The organism is Cyclobacterium salsum (genome assembly GCF_010119245.1).
Taxonomy (GTDB): Bacteria; Bacteroidota; Bacteroidia; order Cytophagales; family Cyclobacteriaceae; genus Cyclobacterium; species Cyclobacterium salsum.
The window spans coordinates 150,153-169,328 of the sequence record NZ_WNKG01000013.1; the positions used below are offsets into that span (position 1 = coordinate 150,153).

The following is a 19,176-nucleotide window of genomic DNA, read 5'->3' on the forward strand; positions in this document are numbered from 1 at the left end:
CAGCCGGAGAAACCTAGATTCCTTATTACTCAGCTTCGATCTCCGATGCATACAATTTGAAAACCGGGTTGGGTCTGTGGCTGTGCTCCATCAATTCCTTCAATTCCGCCACCCTTTCGGGGTGCTGATCGGCCAGGTTGTTTTGTTCTCCGGGATCTTCTGCCAGATTGTACAATTCAATGGGGGGATTTGGATCCTTGTTCAGATTGAGCCGAATGGCTTTCCAATCGTCTTTTCGAACCGCTTGTTTACCACCCTGTTCGATAAACTCCCAATAAAGGTACTCGTGTTTGGCTTGCTCCTCCGATTTCCCCAGGAGCATGGGTGCAAAAGAAATTCCATCCGTATTTCCGGGCAGTTCCGAACCAGTCAGTTCTGCCAGCGTGGCATACACATCCCAAAAAGCAGATGCATGATCCGTGCGACCCGACTGAATTTTCCCGGGCCAATTGGCAATCATGGGTACCCGAATGCCGCCTTCGTATAAGTCACGCTTGTGGCCCCGGAAAGGGCCGTTGCTATTGAAAAAGTCCGGATCCGCTCCTCCTTCCAGGTGAGGGCCATTGTCGGAGGTGAATATCACCAGGGTATTTTCTCTTAAGCCTAACTGTTCCAGCTTTTCCAGGATTTCCCCCACCTGCTTGTCCAGCAGTTCGACCATGGCCACAAAAGCAGCCCTGGGGTTTTCCTGTGACATATACCCTCCGATTTTATAATTGGGACCATCATCTACCCCATCATACGGAGTCTCTTCAAACCGCCCGAGGTGTTCGGCCATTTGCTCCTCCGGAGCGATCAGTTCCGCATGGGGAATGATGCTGGGTACATAGAGAAAAAAGGGATTGTTTTGGTTGTCATCTATAAATTTTAAGGTCTGTTCGTGTATCAGGTTGGGCGCATAAAGCCCCAGTTCCTTACCGGCATTTTCTTCCAACACCACCGAGTCCTGATTGTGCCAAAGGTGGTAGGGATAGTAATTATGCCCCATTCGCTGGCAATTGTATCCATAAAAAACATCCACCCCTTGATTGTTGGGGTCTCCTTCGGAGCCAGGATAGCCCAGCCCCCATTTACCAAAGGCACCTGTGGTGTAGCCGCTGGCTTTCAGGGATTCGAAAACGGTAAAAACGGAGTCCGGTAAGGGATACTGCCCTTCCGGTTGGATTTCGTAATTGCCCCGGACTGGCGCGTGACCGGTATGCAGGCCGGAAACCAGCGTGCTTCTTGAAGGTGCACACACAGTAGAACCGGAATAATGAGCAGTAAAGAACATTCCTTCCGCAGCTAGTTGGTCGATATTAGGGGTGTTTATATATTCTTGTCCCGTAAATCCCAAATCTCCATAGCCCAGGTCATCCGCCAGGATGTAGACGATATTGGGTTTAGGATCCTCGGCTCGAACTGTTTGATCGGTAGTACCTGAGGAACAGGCATAAAAAGCCAGGGCAGAAAGGCAGCAACAAATGGTACGATGCATGGATGGTTATTTTAGAGAATAATATGGCAGACAAATTACCAATAATTGACTCAAAAGAAAATTGCTGGGCGGATTCATTGATTTTAAAAGAGATTGAATTCGATTAAACAAGCGTGAGCGAGAATGAATCGGATTAAGGTATTTACCTTTATAAACCTGCGGACCAAATAAAATCGAGCTGAGCAAGTAGGAATGACGCAAGCGATTCTCAGTAGAATGATTATCGTAGCGAGATTCTAACGAATCATATAATCAAGAATTGGTGAAGCTGGATAGAAACAGGTCTGTTGGTAAATCGATAAAAAATAGGGTTGAAATTTACTGAAAACCAAAAATATATGGTAACTTCTCCCTATGGAAATTAAAATAAAACAAAGGAATAATATAAATATACTAGGAAAGGGAAATCAACCGATGGTTTTTGCCCATGGCTACGGTTGTGACCAGCACATGTGGCGATACATTACGCCTGCGTTTGAAGAAGATTACCAAATTATTTTGTTTGATCATGTGGGTTCTGGAAAATCAGATCAAAGTGCCTATGATTTTGAAAAATACGATTCCCTTCAAGGTTATGCTGATGACCTAATAGAAATTTGCGATGAATTGCAACTCGAACAAGTGATTTTCGTAGGGCACTCTGTAAGTAGCATCATCGGAGCACTGGCTTCCATAAAAAGACCAGATCTTTTTGAAAAATTGGTATTGATAGGGCCTTCCCCTTGTTACATCAATAAAAACGGTTATTCTGGAGGCTTTACAAGACAGGATATCGATGAATTGGTAGAAACGTTAGAAAGTAACTACCTGGGTTGGTCAAGTTACATCACGCCCGTAATTATCGGGAATCCGGAAATGCCGGAATATTCCGAAGAACTTAGGAACAGTTTTTGCAGTATGAATCCTGAAATTGCCAGGCACTTTGCAAAAGTGACTTTTCTGGGTGACAATAGGGAAGATCTATCCAAGGTTTTGACCTCCTCATTGATCATCCAATGTCATCCGGATGTAATCGCCCCTGTAAAAGTTGGAGAATTTGTTCACCAACAAATACCTAATAGTACGTATGAACTCTTGGATGCTTCTGGTCACTGTCCACATCTTACTGCACCGGACAAAGTCATATCCCATATGCAAACCTTTCTAACTACACCGGATTGAATTTTCAGCCATTCATAGAGGACGCAGAAGACTTGTACCAAAACGCACCGTTTGGGTACATGACCATGCGTGAAGACGGATTAATCGTCAATATAAATGCCACCTTGCTAGAATGGTTGGACTATCCACGGGATGAAATCGTCCTTCAAAAATCATTTCAAGATTTATTGGGCATGGGAGAAAAAATTTATTTTGAAACACATATGATGCCCCTGCTTCAAATGCAAGGGGAGGTTTCCGAAATAAACCTATCCCTTAAAGCCAAAGGCTTGACCAGGCTGCCAACGCTGATCAATGCCAGGCGTATTCTTAACCAATCGGATTTTCAGCCTGTTTATCGTTTTTCCGTGTTGGATATCACCCAGCGAAAACAATATGAGCTGGAACTAAAAAAAGCCAGAGAAAAGGCCGATCAAACTGTTTTACGGTTAAAACAGATCAACCAAGATCTTGAACAATTCGCCTACACGGCTTCCCATGATTTACAGGCTCCTCTAAATACCATATCCGGGTTGATTAGCTTGTTGGAAGAAAAGGGACAGGTATCTCCCGGAAATGACGAGAAAAAATACTTTTCACTGATCAAAAGTAATACCCAACGGATGAGACTAATGATCAAAGACCTGCTTGAATATTCCAAAATTGATGAGAATGAACTTGAATTTGAGTCCGTTTCTTTAAATGAAGTCAGTGAATTTGCGCTGGAGATGATTAGGGATCAGGTAAATAAGGAAAATGCTACCTTTATTATTCCGGAATTGCCAACAATTTACGGGCATAAAATCCAGTTGGTGAGGCTTTTTCAGAACCTTTTTAGCAATGCCATTAAATACCGATCCAATGAGGACCCGATAATAAAAGTAGCCTATGAAGACAAAGGAGATATAATCAAGGTTTTGGTCAATGACAATGGAATGGGTTTTGAAATGAAGTATGCGGATCAAATATTTGGATTTATGAAAAGGCTACACTCACATGACAGCATTTCTGGAACAGGGATCGGACTTTCAGCCTGCAAACGGATACTTGAAATCCATGGTGGAACAATCGGTGCACAATCAGTCCACGGTAAAGGCAGCACCTTTTTCTTCACGTTGCCAAAATTTCCCAATAAACAGGGTTTCAAAGACAAGTAATCCGGCTGAAAAAACCTTTTACAATTTAAACCAGATTGATATTCCGACCGTCAGCAGGCTTGGTTATTACCCCTCTGGCTTCACTGATATACATCGGATTCATTTTGCTCCGCATTTTTTTAGCATCTGCTGGGAAACTAACTACATTGATTAGACGCTAAGAAGCCGTCCTTCGATACAACTATCAGCCCTAAACATTGAAACGCTCACTACACTACCCTGTTAAACGCTTTTACTCACTCAGGTGTCTGATGTTTGAAAATCAAAATTAACGGTAATTCTTAGCCGGAGCTATTTCCCCTTTAGGTGTAAGATACAATAAATACAGGGTTCTGCTCCAACCTGAGCGTAAGGTGGAATCGCCAGAATAGGGTTCAAGGGTTTTTCAACCGCCTGCTCTTCTGGTTACACTTGGCTACCGAGATCCTTTTCTGACTGTGGCTTTTTTTAAATTTGTCGTGCAATTAAATCCGCTATCCAATCTACTGCATTTTCAACGACCATTTTGTACGCCTTATCATCCTTTGTTTGAATGCAAATACCGGGTTTCGCCCGAAAAATAGTCCATTGCCCAAATCCTCATCAAATGAGCAGCACTGTCTTGACCAGTGGTAAGCTTCTTGGTGAAGTTCTTTAAGGAGGTTTTCCAGTTGCCGTCTTTTCATTCTTATCCATTAGTGCCTAAAAGTTAGTTTTATATGACAGGGGATACCCGTTTTTTAAAAAGTTTTTTAAATGGTTTTTAGCCGTGATGGCTACCAGTTTAAAAAATCATTTTTTCTAAATTTGCATACTAACCATTGTAAACGCCTAATCGATAAAAACAAAACTAGCCCCAAAGGATACAATGGCTGCCTTTAAACCCGTATTGCGCGCATAATTACTATAATCGATCGTTAATCCCTTCAAACCAAATCTCCACAGATGAGCCGATGTAAAAATGTCTGTGTATTTCATTCCGAACCCAATCTGATTGGCATGGTAGGTGGAAAGGTCAAAATCAGAGGTATAGTAAACACTGCTGGAAACTAGTTCTTCATAAGGTGCAAAGTAAGTAGCTGCTGTCTGATTATAAAACCGATAACTCGGGTAGAAGGTGAAGTATTGCCCGAGTTTTATGGCTAATTCTATATTAACGGTGTGCGACTGAATACCCCAATCATCCACGTAATAGCGGTAATAGCTTCGCAATACCAGGTATTCCGTCACATACTGATTGAGCCTCACTCCTATTGGTAGTTTAATTCGACTGCCAGGAAGCCGCTCGATATCATCCGCCAGTTGGAAAACATCTTTGTTTTTAGGCTCGGTATAAAACGGAATACTCTCGGCGTTTCCGATATAAAAATTATCCTTGTCCGCAAAATAGACGCGTTGCATTGGATTGGAAAACCAGCCGGTTTGGTAGGTGATATCCGAAAAAACCGAAAGCTGGGTAGTCTTACTCAGGATTTGTGAAAACCCTAAGGAAAAACTATAGGTATTTCGTTTATCATTGTCTACCAAAGTGGTATTAAAAGGCCTCCATGCATCAGCGGCATTTTTATTTATTGCTGTCCCATTCTGGCTTAAAATACTTACACCTTCAAAAAAATCAGCATTTAAGTCTCCCTTTTCCTTTACAAATGTTTTTATTTCCGTTGGATATTCTGGTCGCCAGGTATCTAAATAAACAGCGGTATTCAGGCTTAGTTCGGTGTTTTTTTGGTTGAATAGCCGAACAAGTCCTATTCCTGCACCAAGTGAGGTGTAATCGTATTCATTGGCAAAATTCAAATTGGCTGAATAAATAGAATTTCTGTCTTTCGATGAATGAGTGTAACTGGCATTAACTGCTGCCCAGGTGTCTTTTCTTGAAGCACCCGATGAAGCCGCCCAGGGGGTACCTGTGTTTTCACCGCTATTGTTTCCATTATCTTCATAATCATCGTCGTCATGATCATCGTCATCGTCTTCACCTCTGGAAGCCCCTGAAAACGGATTCAGGTTACTGGACGATGCCGAGGTGTAGGCAGAAACGGTAGCGTTTATTCGCAACACATCATCATCATTTAGGGGTATAGAAATAAAAATATCCGAAGCAAGGTCACTGAGCTCTTCCGTACCGATGCCTCCGGTCACTGCCGCATTTTTCCCATTTTGCTCGTAATAGCTGGCAAGAATATCGATTTCTACATTTTCCAGGACGCGTTTCTTAAAAACAGAAGTGCTGTCTTTATCATTTTGTGCCAAAACCAAAAATGGAAGAGACCAAAGAAGAAGGAAACTAACTATTTTCATGATATGAAGTCGTTCAATTACAACCACAGCCACCTCCCGATTTTCCTCCATTGGCACCCGCTGCGCCCTCCCGATAGACCTGAAAACTGGTTTCAAATTTTTTCGATTTTCGATCAACCAGCTCCATGTCCGGATCATTGATATTCACTTTTTCATATGATTTTACTGCTACACAGGCATTCATGCCAAGCAATATCACTGCGACAACAAGAATTTTATTCTTCATTGATTCTGATTCGTTCCGATTTGTGAATATTCCCCCGATCGTCTATGATGATACAGGCTACATTAGGCAACTGATTAATTCGGTCAAGTCCGACTTCTTTTCCCATAACAAAAACGGACGTGGCCAGTGCATCTGCCAATTCGGCACTAGGTGCAAAAACCGTCACACTGATAATACCAATGGCCGGATATCCGGTTTGGGGATTGATGATATGAGCGTACCGCACCTGCTCAAACTCAACAAACTTTTCGTAATCGCCGCTAGTGACCACCGCCCCTTGCTTGAGGGGCAATTCAGCAAAAGCCTTGTTTTTGTTCATGGGGTTGGTTATGGCGACCATCCAATCACGACCATCCGGCTGCTTGCCCCAGGTATTCATATCTCCGGAGGCATTAATGATACCCGCAATCGCTCCTTCGGCCATCAACAGTCGCTTGGCTTTGTCTGCCGCATACCCTTTGCCAATAGCACCAAAGCCTATTTTCATACCTTTTTGACTGAGAAAGACCGTTTGTTTTTCGGGATCCAGGATAATTTTTTCATACCCAACCCTTTCTACCGATTTTTTCACCTCTTCGGCGGTGGGCATTTGCGTCATACTTCCATCAAACTTCCAAACCCGATCCATTGAGGCGTAACTGATGTCAAAAGCCCCATCGGTGAGTTCCGACAAAGCGATGGATCGGGCTGTCAAATCGAATAACTCTTTATCTACTTTTATTGGTTTTATTCCCGCATTCGCATTGATCGCCGAAGTTTGGGAGTTAGGATCCCAGGAGGATATTAACCGTTCAATCCGGGTGATTTCAACAATAGCAGTGTCCAGGAAGACTTCAGCTTCTTGCTCATTAGCTGCTACTACCGTTAAGTCAAAGCGACTTCCCATTAAAAGGGTAGTGCGATGAAAAACCTGCTGGGCGTTGGTGACCTGAACACCAAACACCACCATGATGATAAAACCTAACCGACCCATAGCTCAGGGATTAAAACTGTTTAAATGGCTGATATACTCTTGTGGACTGATTTTTTTATATCCCGTTTCCCCCAATACCTCAGCCTTATCATCCAAGACCACCACCAGGGGGAAGTAGCCATTGGGATTGTACTTTTCGGCTAATTTTCCATTTTTGCTTGCTTGAGCATCTGATAATTGATTGGCCTTTTTTCGGGGAAAATCCGCACGCAACATGACATAATTTTCCTTGGCATAGGCCTGAAATTCGGCTGACTGCCAAATTTCCTTTTCCAACTTGATGCAGGGTGCACACCAGTCCGATCCGGAAAAAACCAAAACGATCCTCCGGTCAGTTTCTTGGGCGATCTTTTGTGCTTGACTCAGGTCTAATTGCCACTCCTGGGCGCTCACTATCGATACCCTGGCTATTAGTAGCAAAAGGACAACTAAATAATTTTCTATTTTCATAGTCATTCACTTAAGTGAAAATGTGCTTTATTAATGGTTATTCTTTAATTAGGTTAAATGTTCCGTCAATTAAGAATTCTGTGGTTTCATCCAGCCCCGACCCGCCCAAGATTTCAATATGGTCATTATTTGATAGGCCTGTTTTGACTACACGTTTCACAAACGTGTAGCCCGTTTCCGAACTGTTTTGAAGTGTTAAAACATAAAAATTTCCTTCCATTTCAACCAGCGCATCATTGGGTAAGGCCCATTTTTCTTCTGACGCGGTATAAATACTTGCTTCGACATACATGCCCGGATTAAATCTTTGAGTAAGTTTTTCATCCACTAAATGACCGTGAATGCCCACCGTTCTTTCTTCCGGGTCAATGGTTTTACTGATTAAATAAATGGCCGCTTCGTATTCTTTACTACTATCTTCCTGAATCCTGAAGCGGATGGGTTGTCCAATACGTATTTTCGCCAAATCTTTCTCAAAGACGTTCAATTCCAAGTGAACATGGTCGGTATTAACGATGGAAACGGCCATTTGTGATGGCGTTAGGAAAGCACCTTGTGAAATGGCCACTTCCGTTACATACCCACTGATGGGAGATCGTAACGCTATACTGGTTCGAATGTTTTCTAGGGTAAACGTATTGGGATCAATGTTCATCAGCGCCAACTTCTTACCTAAGGATGCTACCCTGGCGCTCGTGACCGTATAGTCCGATTCTGCTTTAAGAAATTTCTTTTGAGAACTGATACTGTCCTGAACCAGGTTTTTCTGTCGCTCATAGTCCGATTGGAGATAGGCCAATTGCCCCTTTGCTTCCAGGAAATCCTGTTGGATTTGAACGTAATCCGGATTCTCGAGAACGAATAGCACCTGCCCCTTTTTCACGCTTTGGCCCGGCAATAAACTGATTTCCTTCACCGCTCCGCCAAAGTAACTGCTTACGGCAGCTCGATTTTCGGGCGGGACATCAATCATGCCTTTGGCCTTAACCACTTCATGAAAGGGCACCATTTGCATGGTTCCCAAGGCCATGTGGGAAGACTCAAATTGCATTTTCGTCACTTCATAGGTTTCCACCCCTGATGATTCCTGAGCAATATCCGTGATGATTTCCGGATCCGAACTGGAGGAACAAGAATACAGCCCAATCATAGCGGCAATGATCCATAATCCTAAGGCGTGACTTATTGCGGGGTGATTACTTCTGCTTTTTAAGTATACGGAGTTCATATTAGTTCATTATGTAGTTCGCCTCCAGTACGGTCATGTTGTACTGAAAAAGGGTGCTGAGATAGTTTGTTTCGATGGTTGTCGCATTTTCCAGCAATTGGATGTACTGAAGAAAGTCAATTTCACCGTTTTGAAAGGCCTTTGTGGCATGGATAAGGGTTTCTTCCGAAAGCTTTTTTCCTGACATGTGGTAATAGTCGATCCCCTCTTCGTACTTTTTTAAGTCCGACCGCAGCGAATGGTATTGGGATGTCAGCTGTATTTTATAGTTTTCGGATTGAGATGTTAGAATGGAAGCCCCGGTTTTAGCCGCATTTATTTTTGACTTTTGCGCTCCGAACCACAGCGGAATCCCAAGACCTAACTGAAAGCCGGAATAGCTTTGAATACCGGTTCCATTATTGCTGCCTCGAAATACAGAAGCTTTCAAATCCGGCAGCAGTTGCTGTTTTTCCAGGTTGATTCTTCTTTCGGCAAGTGTTAAAGCATCCGAATAGTATTGAAGTGCAGGATGGTTTTGTGTATCTATCGGTTTTATTTCCAACCGGGTAAGTGATTGACTGTTGGCCGTGTATTCCGAGCTTGATTGAAGCCATTTGTTCAACCTCATGCGGGCTTTTTGGCGGCTCTCCTGAATCTGCCGGCGCTGAATAGAAATTTCCTCACTTTTAGTCTCTGCGGTTAATTTCTCCAGATAATTAGACTCGCCTTGCTCAAATTTCCTATTTGCAGCATGTTCAAATGTACTGTACAGACTATCCAGGTAGTTGAAATTAGTGAGCATTTCCTGCCAGTAAACAATTTCATAGTAGGCTTTCAACACCTCCCTGGTAACCAGATACCTATCCATAGCATATTGGTCAGTAGCTAATTGGATTTCGCCTTTCATCACGTTCCGTTGGGAACCGTATACAGTAGGGAATTTTAGGGATTGACTAATTCCCCAAACGTTAAGCGCCAAATCATTGGGGGCAATGTTGTTCTCATCTTTATTATAATAAATCTCCGTTTTACCAATGTCAATGGCACTTCCCAACAGTTGCTTGCTTTGGTCCACTTGCTGAGAAGAGGCCTTTAGGCCCCTATTATTTTCCAAAGCGATTTCCACGGCCTGATTAGCGGAGATTTTTTGATCTTGACCGTAGCCTAATACTGGAAGGGAAATTAAAAGCAATAGCACAAGCCCCTTTACCGATGACTTAATTTTAGGAAAATGCCCCTTTCTATCAAACAAGGCGTAAAGAACGGGTAGTACCACTAGGGTAAGTGCGGTTGCGGATATTAGTCCTCCTACCACTACGGTAGCCAAGGGCCTTTGCACCTCTGCTCCGGCGGAAGTGGAAATGGCCATGGGCAAAAATCCCAATGCTGCGGCCGATGCCGTGAGTAGTACAGGTCGTAACCGGTTCCTGGTACCCGTCAAAATCCGCCTGTTGATGTCCTGGATGCCCTGCGCTTTTAGGTCTTTAAACTCTTCAATCAGGACGATTCCGTTCAGCACAGCAATACCAAAGAGTGCGATAAAGCCAACCCCGGCAGAAATACTAAATGGCATATCCCGAATGTACAACAGGATGACCCCTCCCACGGCTGACATGGGAATGGCACTGTAAATTATGAGGGCTTCTTTCACCGAATTAAAGGCAAAATAGAGAAGGATAAAAATTAAAATGAGGGCCAAGGGTACCGCAATCATTAAGCGATCTCTGGCAGTTCTCAGGTTTTCAAACTGACCACCATATTCGACCGTGTAACCAGGAGGTAAATCAATTGCGTCATTAATAACCTGCTGCACGTCTTTCACCACCGATTCCAAATCCCGGCCCCGTACGTTTACGCCAACCACAATTCTTCGTTTGGTATCGTCTCTCGAAATTTTAGCTGGTCCTGTGGTATAGCTGACAGTTGCAAATTCACTGAGAGGAACCTGGTTTCCATTTGGAAGTTGGATGGTCGCCATTTCGATATCGTCCAAATCCTGGTGATGTTCCCGATCAAACCGAACCACTAAATCAAATTGCTTTTCACCTTCAAATACGGTTCCGGCAGCTTTCCCGGCAAAGCCCATGGTGATGATGCTGTTGAGTTCATCCACATTCATCCCATATTTTGCAATCATTTGCCGGTTATAATTCACCGACATTTGAGGGAGGCCCGCCACTTTCTCAACGATGATATCGGCTGCTCCTTCAATAAGTTGAATCGCTTTTTCAACCTCCAGGGCTTTGCTGTAAAGAATGTCCAGGTCTTCGCCAAAAATCTTAATGGCCAAATCGGCCCGCACACCCGTGATCAATTCATTAAAGCGCATTTCAATAGGTTGGGTAAATTCAAAGTCCACACCGGGGATTTCTGCTGTAAGTGCCTCTTTGAATTTATCTGCTAACTGGTCCTTACTTTCTGCAGTTACCCAATCTCCTTTTGGAATCAGTTTGATAATGACATCACTTTCTTCCATGGACATGGGATCGGTGGGAACTTCAGCAGCTCCAATCCTACTCACCACCTGATCCACTTCAGGAAACTGAATCAGTATCTTTTCCATTCGTGTCGTGGCTTTTATGGTATTGCTCAAGGAAGTGCCTGTCTTCAATACCGGCTGGATTACAAAATCACCTTCATCCAGTGTGGGGACAAATTCACCCCCCATGCTGCTAAAGAGAAAGCCTACCCCGATAAGTAGGGCCGCAGATAAACTTAGAACGATTTTTTTCCGTCTCAGCGCCCAGGCCATGGTAGGTCTGTATTTGTCTTCCAGAAAGGTGATGAGACGAGAGGAAATGGTTTTTTTGGTAGGATCAGAAGGCTTTATAAACAAAGAAGCCATTACGGGAACGTAGGTAAAACACATAATCATCGCTCCAATCAATGCAAAAGAAAAAACCAGGGCCATGGGCCGGAACATTTTTCCTTCTACTCCCACCAAAGAGAGTATGGGAATGAATACAATGATGATAATGAGCTGACCGAACACAGCCGAGTGCATCATCTTACTGGCACCATGATGGGTGATTTTATCTATGAAGCGCTGTCTTTCTGCTTTAGGCAATGCCAGTAATGTGGATCGCTCTGCCGTTATTTTAAAGGCAATAAATTCTACAATTATCACCGCTCCGTCGATGATAATCCCAAAATCAATGGCCCCCAGACTCATCAGGTTGGCATCCACTCCGAAGATGTACATGAGGGATAGGGCAAAAAGCAAACACATGGGGATGACCGATGCTACCACTAGTCCGGATCGGATATTGCCAAGCAGAAGCACAACGACAAAAATCACGATAAGACATCCCAAAATCAGGTTTTCGGCGATGGTAAAGGTGGTTTTGGCGATGAGTTCACTTCTTTCCAAAAAAGGATTGATATGAATCCCCGGAGGGAGGGTGGTGGATATCTGGGCAACCCTTTCTTTAACAGATTCTATGGTCGCTTTGGAATTGGCTCCCTTAAGCATCATCACTTGCCCCAATACTTTTTCGCCCTCTCCGTTGCCGGTGATGGCACCGAATCGCGTCGCATGCCCGAAACCAACACTGGCTACATCTTTAATAAAGATGGGCGTCCCTTTCCTGTTTTCAATGACAATATTTTCGATGTCTTCCAAAGAACCAACCAAACCTTCGCCTCTGATGAAAAAAGCTTGGTTGGTTTTTTCAATGTAGCCTCCTCCGGCCACACTATTGTTTTTCTCCAATGCCGAAAAAGCTTCAGCGACAGAAATATTCAGGCTACGGAGTTTTTCAGGGTTGAGTGCCACCTCGTATTGTTTGAGGTAACCGCCCCAGGTATTTACTTCTACCACCCCCGGAATGCCGGAGAGTTGTCGCCGGACCACCCAATCCTGTATGGTGCGCATATCGGATAATGTATACTCATCCCGATGAAGGGAATCTACCTCAATTACATACTGATAGATTTCACCCAGGCCAGTGGTAATGGGGCCCATAAATGGTTTTCCAAAGCCAGAAGGGATTTTTTCCTCTGCAGCCTTTATTTTTTCTGCTATAAGTTGTCGGGGAAGATAGGTGCCAATCTTATCATCAAAAACCACGGTTACTACAGACAGCCCGAACTTAGAAATGGATCTGATTTCTTTCACATTGGGCAGGTTGGCCATTTCCAATTCTACCGGATAGGTAAGGAATTTCTCTACATCTTCAGTAGCTAAGTTTCTAGAAGTGGTGATGATTTGTACCTGATTGTTGGTAACATCCGGAACCGCCCCTATGGGAATCTCAGTAAGGGAATAAATTCCAAAGGCGATCACTCCTACTGAAAACAGAAGCACGATCAACTTGTGGTGAATACTGTACTGAATGATCTTTGCTAGCATTGATGAGCTTCATTTTGAATTACTCACCGAATGTAGCCGGACGGTCCTAAAGGCTTTCTCAAGGCTTTCTTAAGATTAGCTTAAGATTGGTAGTTCTTCTAGTCCTACACGCAGGAAGTAGCCAGTCAGAGCTGATATTCCCATTTCAATCCTGCCAATAAAATAATTCTAACAATTAATAACTTTTGTGATAGTGGAAACGCCCGTCTTTTCAGCAAATACGTCTAGTAGCATTATAAAAAGTTTTGCAAAAGCCATATAAATAATATTCTATATGGTCCCGTCATAGGTAAGCTGCAATTATTCTTTTTGGTCTCGCATGGGTTTCCGCTTTCGGAAGGCTGTGATGCGTTCAAAAAGTAATCATCACATTGGTACCCTGACCGTAGGTACTGCTAACCTTTAATTCAGCCTGAATGGCATTGGCACATTTTTTTGCTATGGCCAGTCCCAATCCATTTCCTGGAATTTGCTTGTGATCCAAGGCATCTGATCGATAAAAACTATCGTAAATATTGACTAAATCCTCTTCCTTAATTCCGATTCCTTCATCCCTGACATTACAGGTAATTCGGCCTTCTACAATATCTACAGCGATACGTATCGTTCCTCCATAATGTGAATATTTAATGGCATTATTTAGGATGTTGTCAATAATGATATTGCTGTAGAAATGAGGTATAAGGGCCTTCTCCGATTGATTGATATTCAGCCTAATTTTCAGTTTTTTCTCAGTAATCAGGGGTTTAAACCGGGAGATGGATTCATCAATGAGCACGGAAAGAGGTATAAAAGAATCCATTTTGCTTCCTACGGACGTTTCTAATCGGGCCAACATCAACAGTTGTTCTAAGGTAGCCGTCATTCGGTCGATTTCTTCCAGGCTATAAAGGATCTTTGCTTCGTACTCCTGTTGAGATCGTGGCTTCCTGATCAGCACCTCCAAGGTGCCACGCAGTGTGGCAAGAGGGGTCCGGAGTTCATGAGACGCATCCGACGTAAATTGTTTTTCCTTTTCAATTGCCTTTTCAATTCGCTTCAGCAAGTCATTGAAACTGGAAGAAAGAAGAAAAATTTCATCTTGATTTTTGGGCAAAGTAACTCTTTCATTCAGATTATTTTGGGTGATATGAGTTATGGTACGAGTCATTTCCTGAATGGGGATCATGCTTCTTCCTGCCAAAAACCGGGAGATGAAGTATAAGCCTACCAGTAGCACGAAATAAGAAATGATCAAGACCTCTCTCAACCGGGAGATCACAGAAAATGCAGATTCTGAGGATATGGCTGCAACGATGTATCCTTTAATCCGATCATTTTCCATAATAGGTAGTTGAACTTGCCTGATGGGGATATCCGTCAGTTCGGCATTGTAATGCCCGCCATCCGTCTTTCCTTTGAAGGTAAGAAAATCCTGCTTCAGGTTCGGGGATCGATCCATTACCGAACCCTGTTTGTCATTCAATTGAATAAAAACAGGGTTTACCTGGGTCTCTGTGTGTTCACGCTCTTGCCATTCTTCCTTATTGATAAATTGAATACTGTCTTTTACGAATTCAATCTCGTTTAAATGCTTTTCTGCTTCGTACGATAAATCATTATCCAGGTTTTGTATCACCGTACGCTCGACAATCAAAAAGATGGTGCCAAAAACAACCGCCATGATGATGGCTGTCGCCACCATATAATGCAGGGCTATTCTATTTTTGAAGCTTAGGTTCATATTTCTTTTGCGATGTAACCTACACCACGAACGGTCTGAATGTAATTTTCTTCATCGGATAAGGAAAGCTTCTTTCGCAATGCGTTGATGTACACATCGATAACACCGGTATTGTATTCGAAGTGGATATCCCATACACTTTCAATGATCCGGGTTCTCCTACATACCTTACCTTTGTTGCGAATAAGGTATTCCAGTAACGCAAATTCCTTTTGGGTGAGATTAACCTCTTCCTTTCCTTTAAATACCTGATGGGTCTCCGTATTCAGCGTAATGATTCCCAAGGTAAATAGGGAGTGCTCACCCATCTTTGGTCTCAGTTGCACTTTGATTCGCTCCAGAATTTCCTCGAAATGAAAGGGCTTCTTAATATAATCATTTGCGCCAGACTGCAAACCAAACAGCGTTTCGTCAAGCGTGTCCTTGGCGGTTAGAAAAATGACAGGGGTGGTTGGGAATTCTTTTCGGAACTGCCTGCAAATTTCGATTCCACTTAATCCCGGAAGCATCCAGTCAAGTAATAGTATATCGTACTCTCCTGACAAAGCCAAGCGCAGACCCAATTTGCCTTCATCGGCCACATCCACAGCAAACGACTCTTCCTCTAATCCCTGTTTAAGGAAAGCCGCAATTCCCTGTTCGTCTTCAACTATCAAAATCCTCATCTACCAAATATGCATATAACTCGCTTAAGAATCCATTAATTGAATCTTAAGAAACGCTTAAAATTCAGGAAATCCGCTTTTTTTATCGGGTTATTCTTTCATTTAGTTCCGTTATCCACACCTCTGGCTCATTAACGACCATTTTGAATTCCTTACCATTCCTTGTTTGAATGCAAATACCGGGATACCTCCTTTTTCCCGCCTCTCTTTTTTCAACCCCGGAAATCGTTTCATAGTCAATATCCGTTTGCCCTTTCTGTATGTTCAGTGCGTGGGACTTGAAAATGAGCTTTTTGTTGGTTAAAAACAGTTTGCCTCCTACTCCTTCCATGCCTTTGAAAAGGGTGGCGGGTGCCGCTCGCTGGATTTCTTCCCCCGGCTCCAGTGCCGGATGGATGGCTTCACCGATTTTGCTAAATACCATTCCCCCCAGCCGGTTAAAGAGGTAGGGGAATATTAGTGCGAACGAGAGACCAAAAAACAGGCCCTGAAACAGTAAGCTTTCCGGCGAATACCGGGTTTCGCCCGAAAAATAGTCCATTGCCCAAATTGCAAGGGTGTATAGCACTCCCATTTGAAAAGCAAGCACCAGGCGATATTTCCAATCTGTTCTCAATTCCTTTTGTCATTTACAATCGTTCACATGCGCCATCATCAAGCCCCTGGGTGGTGTTTTGGCCAAGCTTGCTTTCAGGTAGCCTTTTTAGATGGAACGGGCTCCAGTTTGCTTCCATCCAGCCATCAGGATCCTTTAGGCCTTTTGCATGGCTTGCTCAAAGGTGATTTCAATAAATTCAGCAGGTCGGCTCACAGCGACCAATGCCCTTACCCGCATGGTACCATTCAGGACATCCTCAGCCGTCATCGTTTCCCCTACCCCAACGCGTACTGAGAAAGCCTCAGCTGGGCTCGCTCCGGCCAAAGCTCCCATTTTCCACTGCTGTGTCAGGTAATTTTCCAGCATGGATTTGACAGTGATCCAGGTAGCAGGCTGATTGGGTTCAAAGGTGTAGGCTTTGACTGCTAACCGCATCGATTGTTCGAGTACCATCGCGGTCCGTCGCACAGGAATGTATCGCCAGTCGGAACTGTTTCCATCCAACGTGCGCGCCCCCCATACGAGCACGCCTTCTCCCACAAAGGAGCGGATGGCATTGACCGCTTTTCCATCCAAGGGGGTATTCAGATACTCTTGCTCTTCTGAGGAAATGGGTACCGATGGAGCAATAACGGAATTCAGGGAAAGATTGGCAGGGGCTTTCCAAACCCCGCTCGTGGAATCCACCAAGGAATACAACCCGGCCATTGCAGCCGCAGGTGGCAGTTGATTCAGGTACTTTTGCAGAAATCCCATTAATGCTTTATAGGCCTGACTCATCGCCAAAAGCGTGCGGTGCAAGTCAGCGGGAGAAAGTTTGCCGGAAGTATCGGGGTTATCGTCCCAACTATTCACGGCAACTGATGTATAATTGGGAAGTTGTTTTACCAGGGATAAAATCCGCTCCTTTCGTAGCGCTTCGCTTTTTGATTCATTTTCGGGATGATCGATAAGCGAAAGTTCTCCACTGATCATTTCAACCAGCCGTGCCAGGCTATCGTCGGTCAGATTTTGAAAGGACAGATCCGATTCGTTTACGATCGTTGTTTCCAGCCAGGGATAATAGGCGGCGGCGTAGCTGAGTGATTCGCTGCCGATCTCTTCCCGGAACCGGTCCACAACGGATTTCCCGCCCTCAGGATTTTGCAAGGCTTTGTAGCCCTGGTACACATCCAAAATGGCCATCCGGTTGCCCATCTGCCCGCAATGGGCGATTACCTTGCGGCACAGGCTATAAAATGCCTCGGCAGTATCCAGAGAAACGGCATCGGGAACAAGTACCAGGGTGGGTTCCGGTGCCTGCTCCAGAGCTTGCAAACCGGCCATAAGACTGGCCGCTTGGATCGGTTCCCCTTCACCATATCCACCTACCGAAACGATATAGCAGGTACCTCCCCCATTTTGGTAAAACAACTTCATGGCCGCATAAAGCCGGTTTGCCGGACCTACGATACTCAGGCTATAGCCATTGATTTCACCGATCGCTTCATTTGCTACTGTTTCCTTAGCTGCCGGAACCTGCTCCTCATCGCCTCGCCCCTGAAGCCGAAACAGGTAGGGAGCCGGGCCTCCAAAATGCTGATTGAATTCCGAAAAGGAAGTAATTCGTTTTGCTTGGTTAGTTGGCCGTTTGGCCGTATACCCGATAAATGCGGGAACTGCACTTGGTACTTGCACTACCGAAGAGGGGAAGGCATTTTTTTCTTCGATGTATACTCCTGGATTTTTAAATGTTCCCATTAGTTTCTGGTTAAGTGCTAAACAAGTTACGCAATTTAGCCATAAAGCAGGTAACTAACAGTGGTTGAAATTTGCTTGATTTTCCTTAGCTAGGCTCACTTTTAAATACTCTTTTAAGGTAAAGCAATTGACCGGTATGGTAGGAATGGTGATTGGCCATGATGATGATCTCCCGAAAAATCGTGTAATCCGGGGCATGCGCAATGGGGGCAAACAGGTCGAGAGAATCATCTTCAATCATCTGAATCAGTTGCTTTCGGTCGGCAAAAAAACCTTCCACAGATTGTTTCCAGGTATTGGTGTCCGCTTCGGCTGTTGGCCAATAGTCCTCCGGCCAGTTCATTTCCCGATAGTTGGGGTTTTTTATAAATTCGATGATATCTCGCTGCGCCCGTCGCATATGTTCTACCAGGAACCAGGGAGAATGGGGAATGCCCGGCACTTTATTGTTGATGGCCTCTAAGGGGAAATCGGCTACTACCCGATCAAAGGTAATGTGTGCTTTTTCACCACTTAGCGATTCGATCAGGTGTTTGCGTAAAATTTGACGTTCAGTTTGGTTTAAGGGCATCGTAGGAATGGGGTTGGTTCGACTTACTAGAAATGTAGACGTACATGCCGCCGCACTTAACAACTAAGCTTGGAAGCCTGTATTGACCAGAGTCAAGAGGCTATTTTTTCGAAACTGTACAGAAATACAGTGTTTTATAGCTGATTAGATTACAGTTAAAACCGAAAAGTATTGATTGAGAAGCAAATGGCTTGGAGGTAACGGTTTTTCTAAGAACGGTAGCATGGCATCAGGATCCGGCTGTGAGGCTAGCCCCCGAAGGGAAGCCAGACAGAGTTGAGCTAACACTCCCTTATTTTAATAATCCATTAACTGAGAGATCTTCATCAAGGCCTTCCCAGTGAATTCCAATTCCTCCTCCAATTAACCTCCAATTATTTAAATGTTCTCTTGAAGCTTGCCGAAGTTTGGGAAACCATTCAATTGGAGTACCGATTTCTCTTCCATCTTCCAATAGGACATAAAGCCTTTCTTCCGTAAACCAGACTTTTTTGGCTCTATTGATTTTTATATCTGTTAAAGTACTCATGCCAGTTCTCTAATATTAACTCTTTGTGTTCCTCCTATGTTGAAAAGCAAACAAAACAGCTAAAATTCCACATACTTTTCCATTCT

Annotated in this window: 15 protein-coding genes; 2 read left to right on the forward strand and 13 right to left on the reverse strand. The window is 44.0% G+C overall.

Features of this window, described 5'->3' with window-relative positions; all coding sequences use genetic code 11:
• Positions 1-25: 25 nt before the first annotated feature.
• On the reverse strand, positions 26-1,477 hold the full coding sequence (locus tag GJS45_RS20525) for an arylsulfatase (RefSeq protein WP_162343742.1): 1,452 nt from the start codon (positions 1,475-1,477) through the stop codon (positions 26-28).
• A gap of 354 nt (positions 1,478-1,831) precedes the next feature.
• Here GJS45_RS20525 and GJS45_RS20530 point away from each other — a divergent pair, with 354 nt between their 5' ends.
• Entirely contained in the window at positions 1,832-2,638 is an 807-nt protein-coding gene (locus GJS45_RS20530) for an alpha/beta fold hydrolase (RefSeq protein ID WP_162343743.1), read from the forward strand.
• Positions 2,635-3,774 carry a sensor histidine kinase gene (locus GJS45_RS20535; protein WP_162343744.1) on the forward strand — a complete coding sequence of 380 codons (1,140 nt, stop codon included), beginning with the start codon at positions 2,635-2,637 and terminating at the stop codon, positions 3,772-3,774. Before GJS45_RS20530 ends, GJS45_RS20535 begins: the two co-directional genes overlap by 4 nt.
• A gap of 810 nt (positions 3,775-4,584) precedes the next feature.
• Here GJS45_RS20535 and GJS45_RS20540 read toward each other — a convergent pair.
• From GJS45_RS20540 to GJS45_RS20595, 12 genes are all read right to left on the reverse strand, one after another.
• Positions 4,585-6,054, reverse strand: a complete 1,470-nt coding sequence (locus GJS45_RS20540) for a DUF3570 domain-containing protein (RefSeq protein WP_162343745.1) — start codon at positions 6,052-6,054, stop codon at positions 4,585-4,587.
• Between the two features lie 13 nt (positions 6,055-6,067).
• A complete protein-coding gene (locus GJS45_RS20545) occupies positions 6,068-6,280 on the reverse strand; it encodes a DUF4266 domain-containing protein (protein ID WP_162343746.1) in 213 nt (70 codons plus the stop codon).
• On the reverse strand, positions 6,270-7,253 hold the full coding sequence (locus tag GJS45_RS20550; RefSeq protein ID WP_162343747.1) for an FAD:protein FMN transferase: 984 nt from the start codon (positions 7,251-7,253) through the stop codon (positions 6,270-6,272). Before GJS45_RS20550 ends, GJS45_RS20545 begins: the two co-directional genes overlap by 11 nt.
• Positions 7,254-7,256: 3 nt before the next feature.
• Positions 7,257-7,703 (reverse strand): thioredoxin family protein, encoded by a 447-nt coding sequence (locus GJS45_RS20555; RefSeq protein ID WP_162343748.1) that lies wholly within the window; start codon positions 7,701-7,703, stop codon positions 7,257-7,259.
• A 37-nt stretch (positions 7,704-7,740) separates the two neighbouring features.
• Positions 7,741-8,931 carry an efflux RND transporter periplasmic adaptor subunit gene (locus tag GJS45_RS20560; RefSeq protein ID WP_162343749.1) on the reverse strand — a complete coding sequence of 397 codons (1,191 nt, stop codon included), beginning with the start codon at positions 8,929-8,931 and terminating at the stop codon, positions 7,741-7,743.
• 1 nt (position 8,932) lies between these two features.
• On the reverse strand, positions 8,933-13,264 hold the full coding sequence (locus GJS45_RS20565) for a CusA/CzcA family heavy metal efflux RND transporter (protein ID WP_162343750.1): 4,332 nt from the start codon (positions 13,262-13,264) through the stop codon (positions 8,933-8,935).
• Between the two features lie 352 nt (positions 13,265-13,616).
• Positions 13,617-14,987 carry a sensor histidine kinase gene (locus GJS45_RS20570; RefSeq protein WP_162343751.1) on the reverse strand — a complete coding sequence of 457 codons (1,371 nt, stop codon included), beginning with the start codon at positions 14,985-14,987 and terminating at the stop codon, positions 13,617-13,619.
• Entirely contained in the window at positions 14,984-15,652 is a 669-nt protein-coding gene (locus tag GJS45_RS20575; RefSeq protein WP_162343752.1) for a response regulator transcription factor, read from the reverse strand. The genes GJS45_RS20570 and GJS45_RS20575 overlap by 4 nt, the downstream gene beginning before the upstream one ends.
• An 82-nt stretch (positions 15,653-15,734) precedes the next feature.
• Positions 15,735-16,268 (reverse strand): GRAM domain-containing protein, encoded by a 534-nt coding sequence (locus tag GJS45_RS20580; protein ID WP_162343753.1) that lies wholly within the window; start codon positions 16,266-16,268, stop codon positions 15,735-15,737.
• 135 nt (positions 16,269-16,403) lie between these two features.
• Entirely contained in the window at positions 16,404-17,990 is a 1,587-nt protein-coding gene (locus GJS45_RS20585) for a phage tail sheath family protein (protein WP_162343754.1), read from the reverse strand.
• A gap of 85 nt (positions 17,991-18,075) precedes the next feature.
• Positions 18,076-18,561: a DinB family protein gene (locus GJS45_RS20590; RefSeq protein WP_162343755.1), complete on the reverse strand. Its 486-nt coding sequence runs from the start codon at positions 18,559-18,561 to the stop codon at positions 18,076-18,078.
• 292 nt (positions 18,562-18,853) lie between these two features.
• On the reverse strand, positions 18,854-19,090 hold the full coding sequence (locus GJS45_RS20595) for a DUF2442 domain-containing protein (protein ID WP_162343756.1): 237 nt from the start codon (positions 19,088-19,090) through the stop codon (positions 18,854-18,856).
• Positions 19,091-19,176: the final 86 nt, after the last annotated feature.